Below are 17,055 nucleotides of genomic sequence, written 5' to 3' on the forward strand. Positions count from 1 at the left end.
GTTGCTCTCCAGGGTCAGCCCCTAAGTGGCCTCCCTCTTTAGTCTGAGCTATTCATAGTCTCTACTAAGGGGGAGGCCCTTGCTTTTAGCTACACTACACTATTGCTCTTTGCGTCATTTCAGTATGAAACACGCTTACCTCATACTGGCTCATAATGAGCCTGAGCTTCTCTCGCTTCTCATCGAGAGACTGGATGATGCGCGCAATGATATCTATATCCATTTTGACCGTAAGCTAACAGTCTTACCTGACGTTAAGACCCGGCATGCCGGCCTCTACATTCTCAAGGATAGGGTAGATGTTCGCTGGGCTGACGTAAGCATGATTGAGGCAGAGTATAAGCTCTTCCATGCGGTCGTGGACTCTGGCTGTCAGTACAGCCATCATCATCTCATCTCTGGGGTGGATCTTCCCCTGAAGAATCAAGACTATATCCACAGCTTCTTTGCTCAGCACCAGGGAAAGGAGTTTATAGGGCTACATCAACGCCCGATGAATAGCCGTGCTGATCGGGCGCTGCATTATTGGCATCCCTTCGCTCGTTCATTCCGAGGGAGTGGGGCTATCTATGAGGTCAAGCGCATATTTCGCTTCTTGGCTGTCCGTAGCCAGGTTCTTTTGGGAATCCGACGTAATACCAGGATTCCATTCCATAAGGGGGGGCAGTGGGTCAGTATCACCCGTGAGCTTGTAGACTATCTCTTGGAGCAAGAGGAGCGTGCGCTCACTATCTTTGCTCACACTTTTGGTGCAGACGAATACTTCATTCCCACCCTCATCTGGGGTACTCCCTTCATAGAGCGTCTTTTTGACGCGACTGATGAAAGTCGAGGGGCAATGCGCTATATCGGCTGGCGGGATGATGGACAGCTTATTGATTTTACCCCCCAAGATCTTCCTGCGCTCCAGCAGACAGAGTATATCTTTGCTCGAAAATTCAATTCTCGTGATAGGGGCTTTCTTCAAGAGATTTTAGCCCTATCTACTCCTTGAAATCTAGGCTGATGAGTCCGCTAGTCTCCATTATTATCCCTGTATATCGTGCTGCTGAGACACTCCCAGCATGTCTTGCTCAGCTGAAGGCTCAGACCTATCGGCCACTCCAGCTCGTCTTTATTGATGATTGTAGTCCCGACGATGGTCTCGCATACCTTGAGCGTGAGCGCTCCGGCTTAGAGGCTTCGGGTATCGAGGTGACGATCCTACACCATGAGGTTAACCGTGGGGTTGCCGTTGCTCGTAATACGGGACTTAATGCGGCGCAAGGTGAATATATCTATTCAGTTGATGCTGATGATCTTCTGCAGCCAACAGCTATTGGAACCTTAGTGCAAGTAGCCGAAGAGAGCCAAGCAGATATCGTTGGATGTGAGTACCTGCTACAAGAAGGAACGAGTCAGCGGCCTATTACACAGCCCGATGTCAAGACAGGGAAAGAGGCATTTGCTCAGATATGCTATGGGCGAATGAAATGGAATCTTTGGCTCTTCCTCCTTCGTCGCAGCTTGATAGAGCAGCTTCCTACGCTCCGTTTCCTCCCCGGAGAGAATATGGGTGAGGATCTGATGCTCATAGGAAAGCTACTCCAGCGAGCTGGGCGTGTGGCTATCGTCCACCAGCCTTTCTATACCTACGTTCGCTCTGATAGTCAGATCACCAATACCTATCGACCAGAGCACTGGCAGCAAGTCCAGGCAAACGTTCAGGAGCTTGAGCGTTATCTTGCACAGCAAGCCTCTATGGAGTCTTTGGAGCTTATCCACTATCTGAAGCTTAATCTCAAGCTCCCTCTTCTGCTCTCGCACAACGCTCAAGACTATGAGCGCTGGAGTAGTATGTATCCAGAGAGCAACGAGTATATTATGAAGAATCAGCATCTTCCGCTTCGCACGAAGCTGTTGCAGTGGATGGCCTCGCGAGGCCAGTTCTGGTTCGTTCGGCTCTATGACAAGGTCGTTATGCAGTGGCTTTATAAAGCTCTTTATCGCTAAGGATAGTAGTGCATATGTGGAGGCTTATTCAAATCCTGACCATAGCTGTTCTTGTTAACTGCTCTTACTATTCATTCGACTTTGCGTTCTGGGCTTCTGGACCCAACACGAAGATGATCCTAGCACTCTTCGGATTGCTGTGGTTCCTCTATGATTCGTGGCGTGGTGGTAAAGGCGTATCTATCCCGCGCGTACTCCTTGGTGGAGCTATCTTTTCAATTCTATATTCGCTAGTCAACTTAGTAGCTGTAGAAGTAAATAATACGGATGACTATAGCTATGCCAACTATATCACCACCTTCTTGGTGTGGGTATTCTCGGTCTACCCTGCGATACGGTGCATACGTATTGTCCATGGAGAGGTCACGATCCCCCGTATAGCATATTACTTAGTCGGCGTGACTGTTTTCCAGTGTGTCACAGGGTTATTGAATGATAACTTCCCCGTGATGCAGAGTTTCACAGACTCTATTGTATTCACAGCGAGTGAATTCTATGAAAGTATCGACCGAATACGTTGCTTTAGTGTGGCTCTTGACCCAGCAGGGGTACGCTTCTCACTCGTCTTGATTCTTATCTCAGCAGTCGTATGCACTGATACAGAGGTACAGAAGAGTCGGAGGATTGTATTTTTGCTCCTCCTGTCTTATATCCTCATCTCTGCGATCGGAAATATGGTGGCTCGTACTACCTCTACAGGGATGGCTATGGGGCTTGCTCTCTTACTTTTACGGAGTAATGCGATTGGGCTCAGAATACGTAAGGAAATGGTCCAAACAATGGCAACTTTTAGCCTGCTGCTTGCCGTCTTCTCAGGTGCAGGGATTATCCTCTATAATACCAGTGAATATTTCAGAGAACAGCTGATGTTTGCCTTTGAAGGATTCTTTAACTTCTTCAATAAGGGAGAGTTCACGACGGGTTCAACGGAGGTCCTTCAGACAATGTGGCGTTGGCCAGAAGATGATAAGACCTGGATCATTGGGTCGGGATGGTATGGTGGTTTCGTTTACAGTACCGACATTGGCTATTGCCGATTAATCCTCTACTCAGGGCTTATCGGATTTGTGACATTTGCCTTGAGCTTTGTATACTATGCCTACTATTTTGCTCGCAAATATCCTCGTTATGTTTGGCTCTTTGCGAGCTTCTTAGCAATGACTTTCCTCGTATGGATAAAGGTGTCTACGGATATCTTGATGATTTATGCCTTCTTCTTCTGGTTCACGGCCGAAGAGAGTGATCATATTAATGGGATATTCCCCGAAGCAACAGCTGAGTTATGCGAATAGTCTATTGTATACCAGCGACCTCCAACTCAGGGGGGATGGAGCGTGTTCTGACGCGCAAGGTAAATTATCTGGTGGGGCAGGGCCACGAGCTCATTATCATTACTACAGACCAAAAGGGTGCTAAGCCTTTTTTTTCGCTTGAAGGTTCAGTCAAGCAATATGACCTCGGCATTAATTATGACGAGAACAATGGTCAAGGGATCTTGGCTAAGCTCTCGGCTTATCCCAAGAAGAAGCGTCTTCATCGTCAACGTTTGAGCGAACTCTTGGGGCAGCTCCGTGCGGATATCGTTGTCTCGATGTTTGGGGAGGATGCGACACTTCTTCCCCAGATGAAGGATGGTAGTCGCAAGGTCTTAGAATACCACTTCTCAAAGTTAAAGCGCCTACAATATGGTCGCACTGGTCTATGGCGTCTCGTTGACATCCTTCGCACAAAGCTTGACGAGCGTACGGTGAGACCTTATGATAGCTTTGTAGTATTGACTGAGGAAGATGCTGGCTACTGGGGAGCGCTACCCAATATTCGAGTAATTCCGAATCCTCTGCCTTTTGTGTCTGAAGAGACTTCACCTTGTACCTCACACAAGGTTATTGCTGTTGGACGCTATGATTTCCAGAAGAACTTCTCTAAGTTGCTTGATATCTGGGCGTGTATTGCACCTGCATATCCAGACTGGTCGCTTGAAATCTATGGGGATGGAGCTCTGAGACCAGAGCTTGAGTTGCAGGTGAATCGTCTCGGCCTTTCCTCGTCTGTCACGCTGGCTAAGCCAACTTATCAGATGAAGGATGTATACCAAAGTGCGTCAATCTATGCGATGACCTCTCGCTATGAGGGGCTCCCTATGGTCCTTATTGAAGCGCAGCATATGGGGCTTCCAATTGTTTCGTTTGCTTGTCCCTGTGGCCCCAAGGATGTGATTCATCCAGGAGAAGATGGCTATCTCATCTCTCAGGGGGATGAGGAAGGCTTCCTCACAGCCCTCCGTCAGCTGATGGATTCGGAGGCTGAGCGCGTCCGAATGGGAGCTAATGCTCGTAAGGCATCTGCTCGCTATGAAGTAGATGCTGTGATGGGGCAGTGGCTGGACCTCTTCTCATCACTTGTCCCCAATAAATCCTCTTCGGTATGAAGCAGATCGTTATCTCCGCAGTCAATCTCCGCAAGGGGGGGACATTGACGATCCTTCGTCAGTGCCTCGCTTTCCTGTCAGAATGGGCTCCTGAGCACGGTTATCATGTCACGGCTTTGGTGCACAAGCAGGAGCTCGCAGACTACCCCAACATCCAGTATATTGAGTTACCCTGGGCAATCGATGGGTGGGGGAAGCGCCTCTGGTGTGAGTATGTGACTATGGGAAAAATCTCTCGAGAGCTGGGATCAATAGACTTGTGGCTTTCCCTGCACGATACGACTCCACGGGTTCAAGCTCATCGTCAGGCTGTCTACTGCCAGACCTCTTTCCCATTCCTTCGATGGAGACTGAGAGACTTTCGCTTCGATAAGAAGATCCCTCTCTTTGCGATGTTTACCCGATTCGCCTACCAAATTGGGATTCGTCGTAATCGCTATTTGATTGTCCAGCAACAGTGGTTGAGAGAGGGCTTTAGCAAGATGTTTGGCCTTTCGGAAGATCGCTTCATAGTAGCACCACCTCAGCGAGAGCTGCTGCCACCCAAGGAGTCTATGATTCATTCAGATGGTCATCGCTTCACATTCCTCTTTGCTGCGACTGCTGATGCGCATAAGAACTTTGAGTTGCTCACCGAGGCTACTCGTATTTTGGAAGAGCGTGTAGGTGTGGGAGCCTTCCGTACGGTCCTCACCATTGATGGGACAGAAAATAAGTATGCACAGTGGCTTCACTCTACGTGGGGCAATGTGAGCAGTCTTGATTTTGCTGGATTTATGTCCCGCGATAAGCTCCAGGATACTTATGCCAGTACAGACTGCCTGGTCTTCCCTTCAAGGATTGAAACTTGGGGACTCCCAATCTCGGAATTCCTTCCCTATGATCGGCCAATGCTCTTGTCGGACCTCCCATTTGCTCACGAGACAGCAGCCGGTGCTAGTGCTGTGGGATTCTTTGATCCGAGCTCTGCCGTAGCCTTAGCTGATGCTATGGAGCGAGTTCTTCGAGGAGATCATACTCAGCTACAGCCTGTCCCACAGCGTCCCTCGCAGGCCCCTAGTGCACGATCATGGGCAGAGCTCTTTGAGCTCCTCCTGTCGAACGATGGTGCTACCCAACCAAATAGCTTTACCCAGCCTACTCCTTAGGCACAAGATATTGTAAGATGAAAGTTCTACAACTTGGTAAGTTCTACCCCATCAAAGGTGGAGTGGAGAAGGTTATGGAGATCTTCACTGAGGGCCTTGCTGAGCGAGGCTTTGCCTCAGATATGCTCTGTGCCTCACATAATGGGGAGACGACTGATATCGTCTTCTCCGAGGAGTCACGAATCTTTCGTACAAAGACTCTGACAAAGCTGGCTGCGACGATGATCTCTCCCGAGATGATCTTCCGCCTTCGGCGTATCTGTTCGGAATATGATATCATCCATGTACACCATCCCGATCCTATGGCTACATTGGCCCTCTTCTTTTCTGGATACCGAGGGAAGGTGGTCTTACACTGGCACAGTGATATCCTAAAGCAGAAGTTCCTGCTACGCTTCTTCTCGCCTTTCCAGAGCTGGCTGATTCGTCGTGCTGATCTGATCTTGGGTACAACGCCTGTCTATGTGGAGGAGTCACCCTTCCTCCGTAAGGTACAGGAGAAAACGTCCTTTCTCCCAATCGGCGTAGACCCTTACCCCTGGCTCTCGGATGAGATCGAAGCAATACGTGCGCAATATCCAGGTAAGAAGATTATCTTCAATATGGGACGTCTTGTCCCTTATAAGGGATACCATCATCTGATTGAGGCTATGACGCATCTTAGCGATGACTATGTCCTACTCATTGGAGGGGATGGTCCCTTGCGTGCAGAGCTTTTGGCCTTGACCGAGAAGCTTGGCTTGCAAGAGCGAGTAAAGTTCCTTGGCTTTATCTCAGATAAGCTCAAGCCAGCCTACTTTGCAGCTTGTGATGTCTTCTGCCTCAGCTCTACGGTCAAAACGGAGGCTTATGCCATTGTTTTGGTTGAAGCAATGTCTCTCTCCCGTCCAGTCGTGGCGACAAAGATTCCCGAATCAGGGGTTTCTTGGGTCAATGAAGACGGGGTCTCTGGGATCAATGTCCCAGTTGAGGATGCACCAGCCTTGGCGGAGGCTATCCATAAGATATGTGATGATCCAGAGCTTTGGAAGACCTATAGCAAGGGCGCTCGTCGTCGCTTCTATGATGTCTTTACTAAAGATGAGATGATCAATAGTCTGATCAATATCTATACCGAACTCCTAAATCCTTCAAAATAGATCGAGTAATGAATACTTTCGAACGCATCATCAAGCGAGCCTTTGACTTTACCTTAGCCTTGGTTTCGCTGATCTTCTTCTCCCCCCTGATCGCTCTGATCGCCCTGCTTATCAAGTGGGAAGACTCCAAGGGGGATGTCATATATCGCCAGGAACGTATTGGCTACAAGGGTAAGCCCTTCACGCTATATAAGTTCCGCTCTATGCGTATGGATGCAGAGGCTGGGAATCGTCCTCAGCTCTTCACCGATGGGGATAGTCGTCTGACGAAGGTTGGTGCGTTCATTCGCGCTCACCATCTCGATGAATTCCCCCAGCTCTGGAATGTAATCAAGGGGGAGATGTCGTTTGTCGGACCTCGTCCCGAGCGCCAGTTCTTCATTGACCAGATTATGGAGCGTAACCCTGACTACGTTCGTCTCTATGCGGTCCGTCCAGGGCTCTTCTCCTATGCTACTCTTTACAATGGATATACCGACACCATTGAGAAGATGCTGGAGCGCCTGCGTCTCGACCTCAAGTATCTGGATAACTATTCGCTCTTTACGGACGTTAAGATTATCTTCCTTACAGCCTTTTCTATTATATTTGGTAAGAAATTCTGAGTAATATACCCCTATGATAATGATCAAGAGACTCTCTCATGCCTGGACACTAGCCCTCGGTGTCCTCTCGCTCTGTGCGCTCTCCTCTTGTGATTCGGCAAAGAAGACGAATTACCTGCAGGATATTGAGATCGCCAAGGCCTATGGTGTCAAGCATGACACTGGCATCGTTGTACAGAAGGGCGATAAGCTCCGTATCCTCGTGACGAGCATACGTAACCCTGAGCTGACGGTCCCCTTCAATACCCGTCAGGTGGCTCAGGCTACTGCTCCTACCACCGTTGTTGGTGGTATTTCCCTGAACACGACGAATGTAGCTCCCGCTGATACCAGCTCCTCTTACTTGGTCGATGCGCAGGGGAATATTCAGTTTCCTATCATCGGGAATGTTCCCGTCTTGGGGCTTAGCTTAGAGCAGGTGAGTGAAGTGATTCGTACCAAGCTCACGGCTGGTCGCTACCTGACGGATGCTCACGTCATCACGAAGTTTGCTAACCTCCGCGTTTACCTCCTTGGGGCTTTCGAGGGATTAAATCAGAGTGCTGCAAGTGCGGCTATCACCGATCGTGGTTCCTTCCACCTAGATAATGCTCAAACGAATATCCTTGAGCTTATCGCTACTGTCGGAGGGCTCTCTGAGCAGGCTGACTTCGGCAAGCTCAATGTCATTCGCCGCGTGGGCAATGAGTATGTCTACTACCGACTCGACATGCAGTCAAAGAATATCTTCGAGTCGCCCGCCTTCTACCTCCAGCAGAATGATATTATCTATGCCGAGTACCGCTATCGTAAGCGTGATACCGAGCAGAAGGTCCTCACGACCCTCGGGTATGTGACGACGGCTCTCTCGACGGCACTTTCTGCTGCCGCCCTTATTGCCCTCTTCAAGCGTTAGTCCATAAGCCCTATGTCTACACAAACGAATCGGTCAAATCAGGCTGGTGAAAAGGCAGCGGAGGTCAATCTGCTTGATATTTTCTTCTACCTCCTTCGCTTTTGGTGGCTGTATCTGTTAAGCGTCGGAGTGGTACTGGCGGTAGCTCTCTATCGAAATGCCAAGCAGCCCTATGTCTATGAGTCTTCGGTGAAGATCTTTATTAAGGATGCTTCCCAGCGTGCGATGATGGATACAGAAATGCTACGCTATGCCCGTGCTGCTCGTCTCAATATGGACAATGAGCATGTACAGCTGGTATCTCGTCGCGTCCTTGAGCGTACGGTCAAGATGGCCAATGCCAACGTCTTCTATAATGTGAAGAGTGGCTTACGCACCCTTGAGCTCTACTCCGATGCTCCATTCTCGATGAAGTTTCTTGATACGACAGAGCGCAAGAGCACCTACGAGGTAGCCTTCCAAGATGCAGGCCATGTGCGTGTCACTCCTGTACACACGGGTAAGAGCCAGGTGGTGCCACTTAACGTCCCAGTGCAGCTGGGCGATGAGCGCTTCATTATTGAGCCTCATCAGAACTTCAATACCCCTTGGGAGTATAAGCACATTGAAGTTAATCGCATGCCATTCACTCAGACGGTGCGTTATTACCAGCACGCGATTCTTGTTGCTGAACCAGAGAACCGTGCATCTACGTTAACTCTCCGCTTGCAAGACCGTACGAAGAAGCGTGCTCTTGATATCCTCCTCGCTCAGGTCTCGGCCTACAATCAGGAGGAGATGGATATGCGTAATCAGGTGTCTAAGAACACCGCTGACTTCGTCAATGAGCGTCTTGCTGCTCTCGGCAAGGAGCTTGGTCTTGTCGAAGGGGATATGGAGCGCTTCCTTATGAACAACCGTACCCTTGACTTTGAAGGTAAGGTCGGTGTCTATAATTCGCGTTCTCTCGAGAGCGAAGCAGAGGCCTTACAGATTGAGACCCAGCTGAAGCTCATCTCCTATATGCTCTCTGAGTTCTCCAACTCGCACCGTAAGAACGGTTACCTCCCGCTGAACGTCGGGGTACCCGATCAGGCGCTGGATGGCTATATCGCTCAGTACAACCAGCTCAAGTCGCAGCGTGATAAGCTCGTCGAAGGTGCTGGCGGTAGTACGGAGAATCCCGTCATCACTGAGTACGATAACGCTCTCTCTCAGCTGCGTAAGAATGCTATCGAAAGCCTCAACCAGCAGGCTGCTGTACTGCGTATGCGCCTCAAGGATATCCAGGGTCAGCAGTCAAGCCTCCTCTCTAAGCTCCCCGAGGTATCTAACCAGGGTCGCGAAAAGGCTGATATCGATCGTCGTCTGGAGATCCGTCAGCGCCTCTATACGGAGCTGCTGAACAAGCGTGAGGAGTACGCTCTCCGTCAAGCTATGACGCAGGATAGTGCTTACGTGCTTGATATGGATGATGCTCCCTCGAAGCCCATCAGCCCCAACACGCTGCGTGTTGTCCTCATTGCGATCCTCATAGGTCTTGTCCTTCCCTCGGTCTATCTCATCATCCGTCTGCTGGCAGACAATAAGGTGCGCTCGCGTAAGGACGTTATGGACCGCGTCTCGATTCCCTTCCTTGGTGATATCCCCAGAGAAGAGAAGCGTGGTGGCAAGAAGTCCCAGCCTCGTGGTGTGCGTGAGCAGGGTGGTGACGAAACCTCCGAGGCCTTCCGTGTCCTGCGTGAGAACATGCGCTTCATGATCGGCACCGGAGGTAAGAAAGCGAAGAAGGTTATCTTCACCTCCTTCGGGGAATCGGCTGGTAAGTCATACGTATCATACAACCTCGCTCAGACGCTCACCTTCGCTGGTCACAGCGTCGTCCTCGTCGACCTTGACCTCCGTAAGGGTACGCTCTCGCGTCGTATCGGTCTGGCTGGTATGGGGGCTACCGAGTATCTCTCTAACCCCGACGTACGCCTTGATCAGATCCTCCGCAAGGATCCCAATGCGCCGAAGCTTCAGGTCATCACCTCGGGTGCGGTACCTCCCAACCCTGCTGAGCTTCTTCTCGGAGAGCGTCTTGATGAGTTGGCTGCGAAGCTCGCTGAGCAGTTTGACTTCGTCCTCTTCGACAACGTGCCCTTCGGTAGCGTAGCTGACGCAGCTATCGCCAACCGTATCGCCGACCTGACGATCTTCGTCCTGCGCGCAGGCCGTCTCGACCGCCGTGCTCTACCTGAGCTGCAGCACCTCTATGATGAGAACATCCTGACGAATATGTCGATCGTCCTCAACGGTGCTACTGAGAGTGGTCACGGCTATGGCTACGGCTATGGTTACGGCTACGGTTATGGCTACGGCTACGGCTACGGCAACAAGAAGAAGAAAAAGGGTCTTCTGCGCCGCTTAGGCCTCCGCTAATCTTCATAAGAGCCCACCCCATCCAAGAGGACGGGGGTGGGCTCTCTCATACTCCTTGCTACTCTACTCTGAGTAGCCGAAGGGTGAGCCTTAGGGAGCCCCTTCACCTATCTTATTCAATGAGTCTACCCACGCCGCTTCTCTCGGTCATAGTCCCCGTCTACAACGTAGCGCCCTACCTCGAGCAGTGCCTCGACTCAATCCTCGGCCAGTCCTATACGGCGCTGGAGGTGATCGTCGTCGATGACGGCTCTACCGATGGTAGTGGGGCGATCTGTGATACCTATGCCGAGCGTGATGCTCGTATTCGCCTCATCCATCAGGCGAATGCGGGGCTCTCCGCAGCGCGCAACGCTGCTATGGACGTGATGCGTGGGGACTTCTTCGTCTGCGTGGACTCTGACGACTGGTTGCCCGAGGATGCCCTGGAGCAGCCGATGAATGTCCTGTCGGCGAACCCGCTCATTGATATCCTCGAGCTCGGCTATACCGAGATCAACTGCCGCACGGGCGCTGAGCGCCTGGTGCTGGCTGCTGGGAGGGAACTCTCTTCACAGGAAGCCCTCCAAAGCCTCGCAGCCCTCTCCGGTGTCACGGGGATGGCTTGGGGGAAGATCTTCCGCACCGCTACGATGGGGGCACTGCGCTTCCCTGTGGGGCGCCCCTACGAAGACACTCCCTTTATCTTTGAGGCACTTACGCGTGCTACACGCTACCGCTACCTCTCTTGGTTCGGCTACTGCTACCGCGTAGCCCGTGTGGGGAGCATCACCGAGGTCTATGACAAGCGCCTTGTCTACCTCTTTGAGAATCTCCTGGACCTCGAGGCTCCCATTGGGGCGACCTCGCCCGAGGCCCTGCCGCTCCTGCATGAGACGCTCTACCGCCGCCTCCTGATCTTCTCGCTGTGGGCTATGCGCCACGAGAAGGAGGCTCCTGGGCTTCTCGAAGCCCTTCGCCCCTACACCCGCCGCCTTCGGGGCCTTCGTTACCCTGCGGCACCCCTTGGAGAGCGCTTCCGTCGTACGCTCTTCCTCACCGCCCCTCGACTCTTCCTCGCTATGAAGCGCTATACTCCTGCTCATAGCTAATAAATTCTACATCACTATGGACGAACAACTCATCTATCGCATCGCTGAAGAGTATATCCTGCTCTATACCCCATCGGCCGAGGCTACCCGTGAACTCCTCCCCAACTACGAGCCCTTCCTGGTGCCCGAGCTTCCCGATGGCTGTGAACCACTCTTTACCTTCCGTGGGGGCGAGAGCCTCTCGTCGGACCAGCCCAAGACCCTCCTCGAAGATAAGCTCTCCGAGGGCGTACGTGCCCGTGTGTACAAGCTCGTCGATGGCCGGCGCCGTCTCGAGATCGCTACGCGCCAAGGTTCCCATGCTATCGAGGTCGATCGTGGCTGGAAGGAGGTGCGCTCAGATGTCTTGCTCAATGACCCCTCGGCATTCTTCTTCATCAACCGCTTGATCATGATCGCCTACGGTGTGGCCATCGCACCTAAGCACATGCTCAAGGTCCATGCTTCGGTCACCGAGCTGAATGGTCGTGCCCTGATCTTCCTCGGGGTCAGCGGTACGGGTAAGAGCACGCATAGCCGTCTGTGGCGCCAGTTCGTCCCTGGTGCGCGTCTCCTCAATGACGACGAGCCCATCGTGCGTATCAATGACGACGGCGAAGTGCGCGTCTACGGCTGCCCATGGAGTGGCAGCACACCTTGCTACCACAATGCTTCGGCACATGTCGTCGCCTTCGTCCATCTCTATCAGAGCTCTGAGAACAAGCTCACGAAGCTCCGAGGCCGTGATAGCTTCGACTCGATCTACTCCTCCTCGGCCTTCCTCCACTCGGATAAGGTCCGCCATCTGGCTACCTTCGATACCGTAGTCGACGTGCTGGAGCGTGTGCCCGTGTACCGCCTCGACTGCCGTCCTGACGAAGAGGCTGTACGTCTGACCGAAGCTCTCCTCGCCCAATCCGCCTCATAAGATGGGTCATCCTCACCAGGCTATGCCCACGCACCGCGAGCTGCAGATACACAACGAGCTCTTCTTCGCCGAGATCCTTAGCCGTATCGCTGAGGGCAAGCGCCCTCGTCTCCTGCCTCGTGGCTCGAGTATGCGCCCCCTCATCCGTGGGGGGCAGGATCAGATCGTCCTCTCACCTCTCACCGAAGACTCCTATCAGGTGGGGCGCGTCATCCTAGCGCGCATCGCCCGTGGCTATCTGGTGCACCGCATCGTGCGTATCGACGGAGGTGTCTTCACCCTGCGTGGCGACGGCAATCCCTACCAGCGTGAGCAGTGTACCCAGGAGGAGATCTTGGCCGAAGTGACGACAGTCCACCGTGGCAAGCAGGTCATCAAAGTCGGGGACAAGCTCTGGTGGCGCTATGAGCGCCTCTGGCCCGAGAATGACACGCTCCGCCGCATTGCGCTGGCACTCTACCGCCGTACGCTCCTTCGCTGGGGCTGGTGATACGATCGCAGTCGGCCACTTGACTGCTTACCGATAGGCTCCTATTACACGAGAGGGCCCGTAGATGATTCGCTCTACGGGCCCTCTTTATGTCTTCATTCTTAGTGCCTTTGCGCAATGGTTCCATATAGCTTTCGGTGCGAAGCTATATAGCTTTGTGAAGTGACCTCTATTAGGTTGTTGCTCCGCGTAGGGATGAAAAGTTGTGGACGAGTGGCAGATAAGTTTGGGCTACGTACGTGGCTCTAATATCTACGTACGTGGATATTTGGACTGACGTACCTGGTCTTTAAGACTACGTGCGTAGATGCAGAAAAACCACTATTCGTTTCGTATGCATACCACTACTCGTTTGTACCCGATACCACTATTGGTCTGACGCCGTCCGACTATTGCCCCACTCCGCCCCCTCGATAAGTCAGCTTTGTACGCCTTCGGATGAATGAGGGTCAAGCGGCTGGATACTATTGCCTTGAATGGCTTGGTAGGCAGTCTTGTTTGGTGGAGAAAATCACTACCTTTGAGGATGAAGTCGTTGCCCTTCCAAATGCAAGGCTTCACACCACGCAGCACAGACTAAAAACGAAGCTACGTATCATACAGCTTATATCTCGTATCTCCTTGAAAAGGGACGTAAGTGCTTGGAATATCTCGATATGCTTACACATAAGTTTGGATATATCCAATAAGTTGCTATCTTTGATGCAGGAGTCCTTCTGTCTATGGTAGTAGGGCTTCAGGCCATATAACATAAGCGCATACTAACCACTAAAACACAACTCTGTATGATGACACATCGTACTTCCACTCGGAACCGCTTTTATTTAAGCTGTTATATCCTACTCTTCCTCTTTCTGTCCTTCTACTCTTGTCGTCAAGAAGGGGTTAATAAGCCTAAGCACGATCTTAGCATGGAAATGGCATATCCCCAGATGTTAGGGAAAGATCCTCGTATACAGCATATTATACGGGAGCTTCGTGCTATGGATCACCAGACGAGATTAGCTCAGAAATTTGTAGATGTCCAAGCTACCCCGCTATGGGATTGTGGCATACTAGCTGAAAAGGGGATTGATACGTTACTCTTTGTTCCAATTCAAAGTAAGCGTACTCCCGAGGAAATTCAGACTATCTGGACTTTTTATATTCATGGTGATACGACATTTACTTACAGTTTTTATCATAGTAATGAAGTCCAAGATGAGGATCTATGGCGCTTTGATTACTTTACGACATTTGCTTTGGGGAAAACCCCTAAGAGTGGTGCTCGTTTTACAACCCCCGAGGGGCAACAGATTCCACGATATGGGTATTATGTTGAGAACTGTGTTACAAACTACTATTATGCAGGTCCGCCACCTGTGACTCGTTGGATTCCCCGGACAAGATGTTGGACAGCCTTCCTCCAGTCAGGGGCAGATGGATCAAATCCCGATGATCAGAATACAGGTGGTGGTGGTGGTACACCTCCTACGGGTAGTCGTCCCATCCCTGGTAGTGGCGGAGGCGGAGGGAATGGAGGCTCTCCTAATCCTGCTCCGACACCCACGCCTGAACCACTGAAGGGGCATTTTGATAAGATTGATAAGACAAAAGAGTTTGAAGGCTCTCGTACTGACTCTATGTATAAGAAGCTAGGGTCGGTTGGTGATTTGTTGCAAATCTTGCAAGAGGGATTTGTTGGCGGTAAGAACTCAAAAGGGGATCTTAAACTTGTTCTAGCTCATCTTTCCCCACAAAGACCTTTTACGATTACGCTAGGGGAAACTACTCCTCGAGGAAGGCTTATTACTGTGACTTTTGACGTGATATTTATGAAGCATTTACACGAGGCACGTCTTGCTGCTACTGTTTTACACGAAATGGTTCATGCTTGGGTCTGGCTACAACGGAATACTCTTTCGGAGAAAGAGTTGAAGAAAAAATATCCAGATCTAGTTCCCCGATTTGGTCATGAGGGCTTTATGCGCTACAAAGAGAAGTTTATTGACGTTCTGTTTTCTCTCTACGGCTCGGAACTTACTAAAGATCAATGTGAAGCTTTGTTTTGGGAGGGGGTAGAGCAGTCTGAGCCATGGATAAAGCTTCAGGACTCACTCAAGGTAAAATTCCAAGAGCTTAGCAAAGGGATAAAAAACAGGCAATGATTGCAAGCCGATGGCGTTTATCTTGTTTTTGTGAGGTAAGGCTGGAGCGATAGCAATCTCCCTCTGCCTGTTTCGTATTGGAGGTATGAGATAATGGATGGCCATCCAAGTAATCTTATTCCCCTCCTAAGTAAACAGAAGTTCTATTAACAAGCTATAACCATGGTGCATATTCTCAAGCAAAAGGGAGCATTACTATGTGCCCTTCTGATCCTTCTTACGGCGCTACCTCTCGCGGCGCAGCGTAAGCGTCGGGCTACCGCTCCTCTCCCAGCTCTCCCCGATACGGTCTATCTGCTGGACCACTATCAAGAGAGCCGACACTGGACGCGCGATCTTGATAAGATCAAGCGCGCTATTAAGGCTAAGCGTAAGGCTAAGGAGATGATTAACGCTGGGTGGGAGTTCCTCGCTCCCGCTTGGCGCGGGGTGCAGGACTCAGCGAGCTATCCCGCCTTCCGCTACTACTATGCTTCGCTTCATGACGAACTTTATTCGCATGCCATACCGCGCCTCCTTGCCTTCTATGTGAAGGAGGAGCCTGTGGATCGCTCGAAAGAATGGCTTCGCGGGGTGAAGTTTACCCCGATGAATCGCCTTGATCAGCTGGTGGACTACGAGAAGAGTGATGTCAGTCGCTTGCCTAAGCAAATCTATATTGTGCGGGTGACGGGTGACTCTGTTCGGCTGTATTCGGTATTCCACACGGGATGTAGCCGAGGGGGCTCGGACTACTGTGTGCTGAGTATAGGTGGTGCTCCAATTAATCCCGAATCCTTGCAGGTCGTGGGCTTCTGGGATAGAACAGCTGCCCCAGGTACGGAGGGCGCCTCCTCGGTGGCGGCGTGTGAAGAAGCCTTCGGCCAGTGCCGTCGCTTGAGGGCACATAATCTTACTGTGCCCTGGCTTAGCTACTATATATGCTATGAAGATGGGGAGTATCATACGGAGGATAAGTGCGATCCTGCGTACGTCTCGTCTCCTCCCTCTGATGAAGAATTTGCTGCGAATCGTAAGCGCAAGGGCATTACCTCTCTCCCCGATACGATCTATCTCCTTGACCACTACCAAGAGAGTCGCCATTGGAGTCGCAAATCTTTGGATGATCTCTTTGAGGAGCTACGCAAGCGTGATCCGAAGGAGATGATTAATGCCGGGTGGGAGTTCCTCGCTCCAGCTTGGCGTGGGGTGCAGGACTCCGCGGCCTACCCAGCTTTCCGCTACTACTATGCTTCATTTGATGACGAACTTTATTCGGGTGCCAATCCGCGTCTCCTTGCCTTCTATGTGAAGGAGGAGCCCGTAGAGCGTTCGCAAGAGTGGCTTCGTGGAGTGAAGTTTACCTCGATGAAGCACTTGGATCAGCTGGTGCGTGACTACACTTATGACCTCAGGTGTCTACCCAAGCAGATCTATATCGTGCGGGTGACGAACGAGGGCATTCGGGTCTATCCAGTGTTCCACACACGCTACTGTCAGTTAAATGTCTTTGGCCTCTACTATACGGCTCCTCGTGATGCCATCAACCCCGAGGCCCTGCACCCCGTGCTCTTGAATACTCGTGGCTATATCCCTTGTGCGGAGAATGTGCCTTCGGCTGTGAGTGAGGAGGCCTTGGAGCAGAGTCGTCGCTTGAAGAAGTTGGGCTTGGATCTGAAGTGGCTTTCCTACCGTACGAGCAAAGAAGGTGGGCGCTATGCCGTAGAATCCGATTGAGGAGGAACGATGGGGATAAAGGAGTAGGGTACTACTCTGTGCCTTGCTCCGCTGATAAGATCAGCTACTGAATCCCCATCGTCGGAGTGCGTAG

At 51.4% G+C, this 17,055-nt stretch carries 14 protein-coding genes; all 14 read left to right on the forward strand.

The features are described 5' to 3' along the window. Positions 1 to 124: 124 nt before the first annotated feature. The 14 genes from HMPREF1121_RS04845 (at position 125) to HMPREF1121_RS04915 (ending at position 16,961) form a co-directional block, all read left to right on the forward strand. Positions 125 to 994: a beta-1,6-N-acetylglucosaminyltransferase gene (locus HMPREF1121_RS04845; protein WP_044115030.1), complete on the forward strand. Its 870-nt coding sequence runs from the start codon at positions 125 to 127 to the stop codon at positions 992 to 994. A gap of 11 nt (positions 995 to 1,005) precedes the next feature. Beyond that, on the forward strand, positions 1,006 to 1,992 hold the full coding sequence (locus tag HMPREF1121_RS04850) for a glycosyltransferase family 2 protein (protein ID WP_044115033.1): 987 nt from the start codon (positions 1,006 to 1,008) through the stop codon (positions 1,990 to 1,992). A 113-nt stretch (positions 1,993 to 2,105) separates the two neighbouring features. Then, complete coding sequence (locus HMPREF1121_RS04855) at positions 2,106 to 3,284, forward strand: hypothetical protein (protein WP_232223737.1); 1,179 nt, start codon at positions 2,106 to 2,108, stop codon at positions 3,282 to 3,284. Then, positions 3,275 to 4,420 carry a glycosyltransferase family 4 protein gene (locus tag HMPREF1121_RS04860; RefSeq protein ID WP_044115037.1) on the forward strand — a complete coding sequence of 382 codons (1,146 nt, stop codon included), beginning with the start codon at positions 3,275 to 3,277 and terminating at the stop codon, positions 4,418 to 4,420. The genes HMPREF1121_RS04855 and HMPREF1121_RS04860 overlap by 10 nt, the downstream gene beginning before the upstream one ends. Further along, entirely contained in the window at positions 4,417 to 5,568 is a 1,152-nt protein-coding gene (locus tag HMPREF1121_RS04865; RefSeq protein WP_044115039.1) for a glycosyltransferase family 4 protein, read from the forward strand. The genes HMPREF1121_RS04860 and HMPREF1121_RS04865 overlap by 4 nt, the downstream gene beginning before the upstream one ends. 17 nt (positions 5,569 to 5,585) lie before the next feature. Beyond that, positions 5,586 to 6,707: a glycosyltransferase gene (locus tag HMPREF1121_RS04870; RefSeq protein ID WP_044115041.1), complete on the forward strand. Its 1,122-nt coding sequence runs from the start codon at positions 5,586 to 5,588 to the stop codon at positions 6,705 to 6,707. Between the two features lie 8 nt (positions 6,708 to 6,715). Then, positions 6,716 to 7,312: a sugar transferase gene (locus HMPREF1121_RS04875; RefSeq protein WP_009432558.1), complete on the forward strand. Its 597-nt coding sequence runs from the start codon at positions 6,716 to 6,718 to the stop codon at positions 7,310 to 7,312. A gap of 19 nt (positions 7,313 to 7,331) precedes the next feature. Further along, the gene (locus tag HMPREF1121_RS04880) at positions 7,332 to 8,207 is read left to right on the forward strand and encodes a polysaccharide biosynthesis/export family protein (RefSeq protein WP_156795179.1); all 876 of its coding nucleotides are present in this window, start codon (positions 7,332 to 7,334) and stop codon (positions 8,205 to 8,207) included. Positions 8,208 to 8,219: 12 nt separating this feature from the next. Beyond that, positions 8,220 to 10,610, forward strand: coding sequence for a GumC family protein (locus HMPREF1121_RS04885; RefSeq protein ID WP_044115043.1), 2,391 nt, complete (start codon positions 8,220 to 8,222; stop codon positions 10,608 to 10,610). 119 nt (positions 10,611 to 10,729) lie between these two features. Beyond that, entirely contained in the window at positions 10,730 to 11,701 is a 972-nt protein-coding gene (locus HMPREF1121_RS04890; RefSeq protein WP_052353600.1) for a glycosyltransferase family 2 protein, read from the forward strand. A gap of 16 nt (positions 11,702 to 11,717) precedes the next feature. Next, positions 11,718 to 12,608, forward strand: a complete 891-nt coding sequence (locus HMPREF1121_RS04895) for a hypothetical protein (protein ID WP_044115045.1) — start codon at positions 11,718 to 11,720, stop codon at positions 12,606 to 12,608. 1 nt (position 12,609) lies between these two features. Continuing rightward, entirely contained in the window at positions 12,610 to 13,098 is a 489-nt protein-coding gene (locus tag HMPREF1121_RS04900) for a S24/S26 family peptidase (RefSeq protein WP_044115046.1), read from the forward strand. A gap of 785 nt (positions 13,099 to 13,883) precedes the next feature. Beyond that, positions 13,884 to 15,245, forward strand: a complete 1,362-nt coding sequence (locus HMPREF1121_RS08815; protein WP_156946051.1) for a SprT family zinc-dependent metalloprotease — start codon at positions 13,884 to 13,886, stop codon at positions 15,243 to 15,245. A 162-nt stretch (positions 15,246 to 15,407) separates the two neighbouring features. Then, positions 15,408 to 16,961, forward strand: a complete 1,554-nt coding sequence (locus HMPREF1121_RS04915) for a hypothetical protein (RefSeq protein WP_044115049.1) — start codon at positions 15,408 to 15,410, stop codon at positions 16,959 to 16,961. Positions 16,962 to 17,055: the final 94 nt, after the last annotated feature.

Origin of the sequence: Porphyromonas sp. KLE 1280 (assembly GCF_000700805.1) — a bacterium.
In the GTDB taxonomy this organism is placed as follows: domain Bacteria; phylum Bacteroidota; class Bacteroidia; order Bacteroidales; family Porphyromonadaceae; genus Porphyromonas; species Porphyromonas pasteri.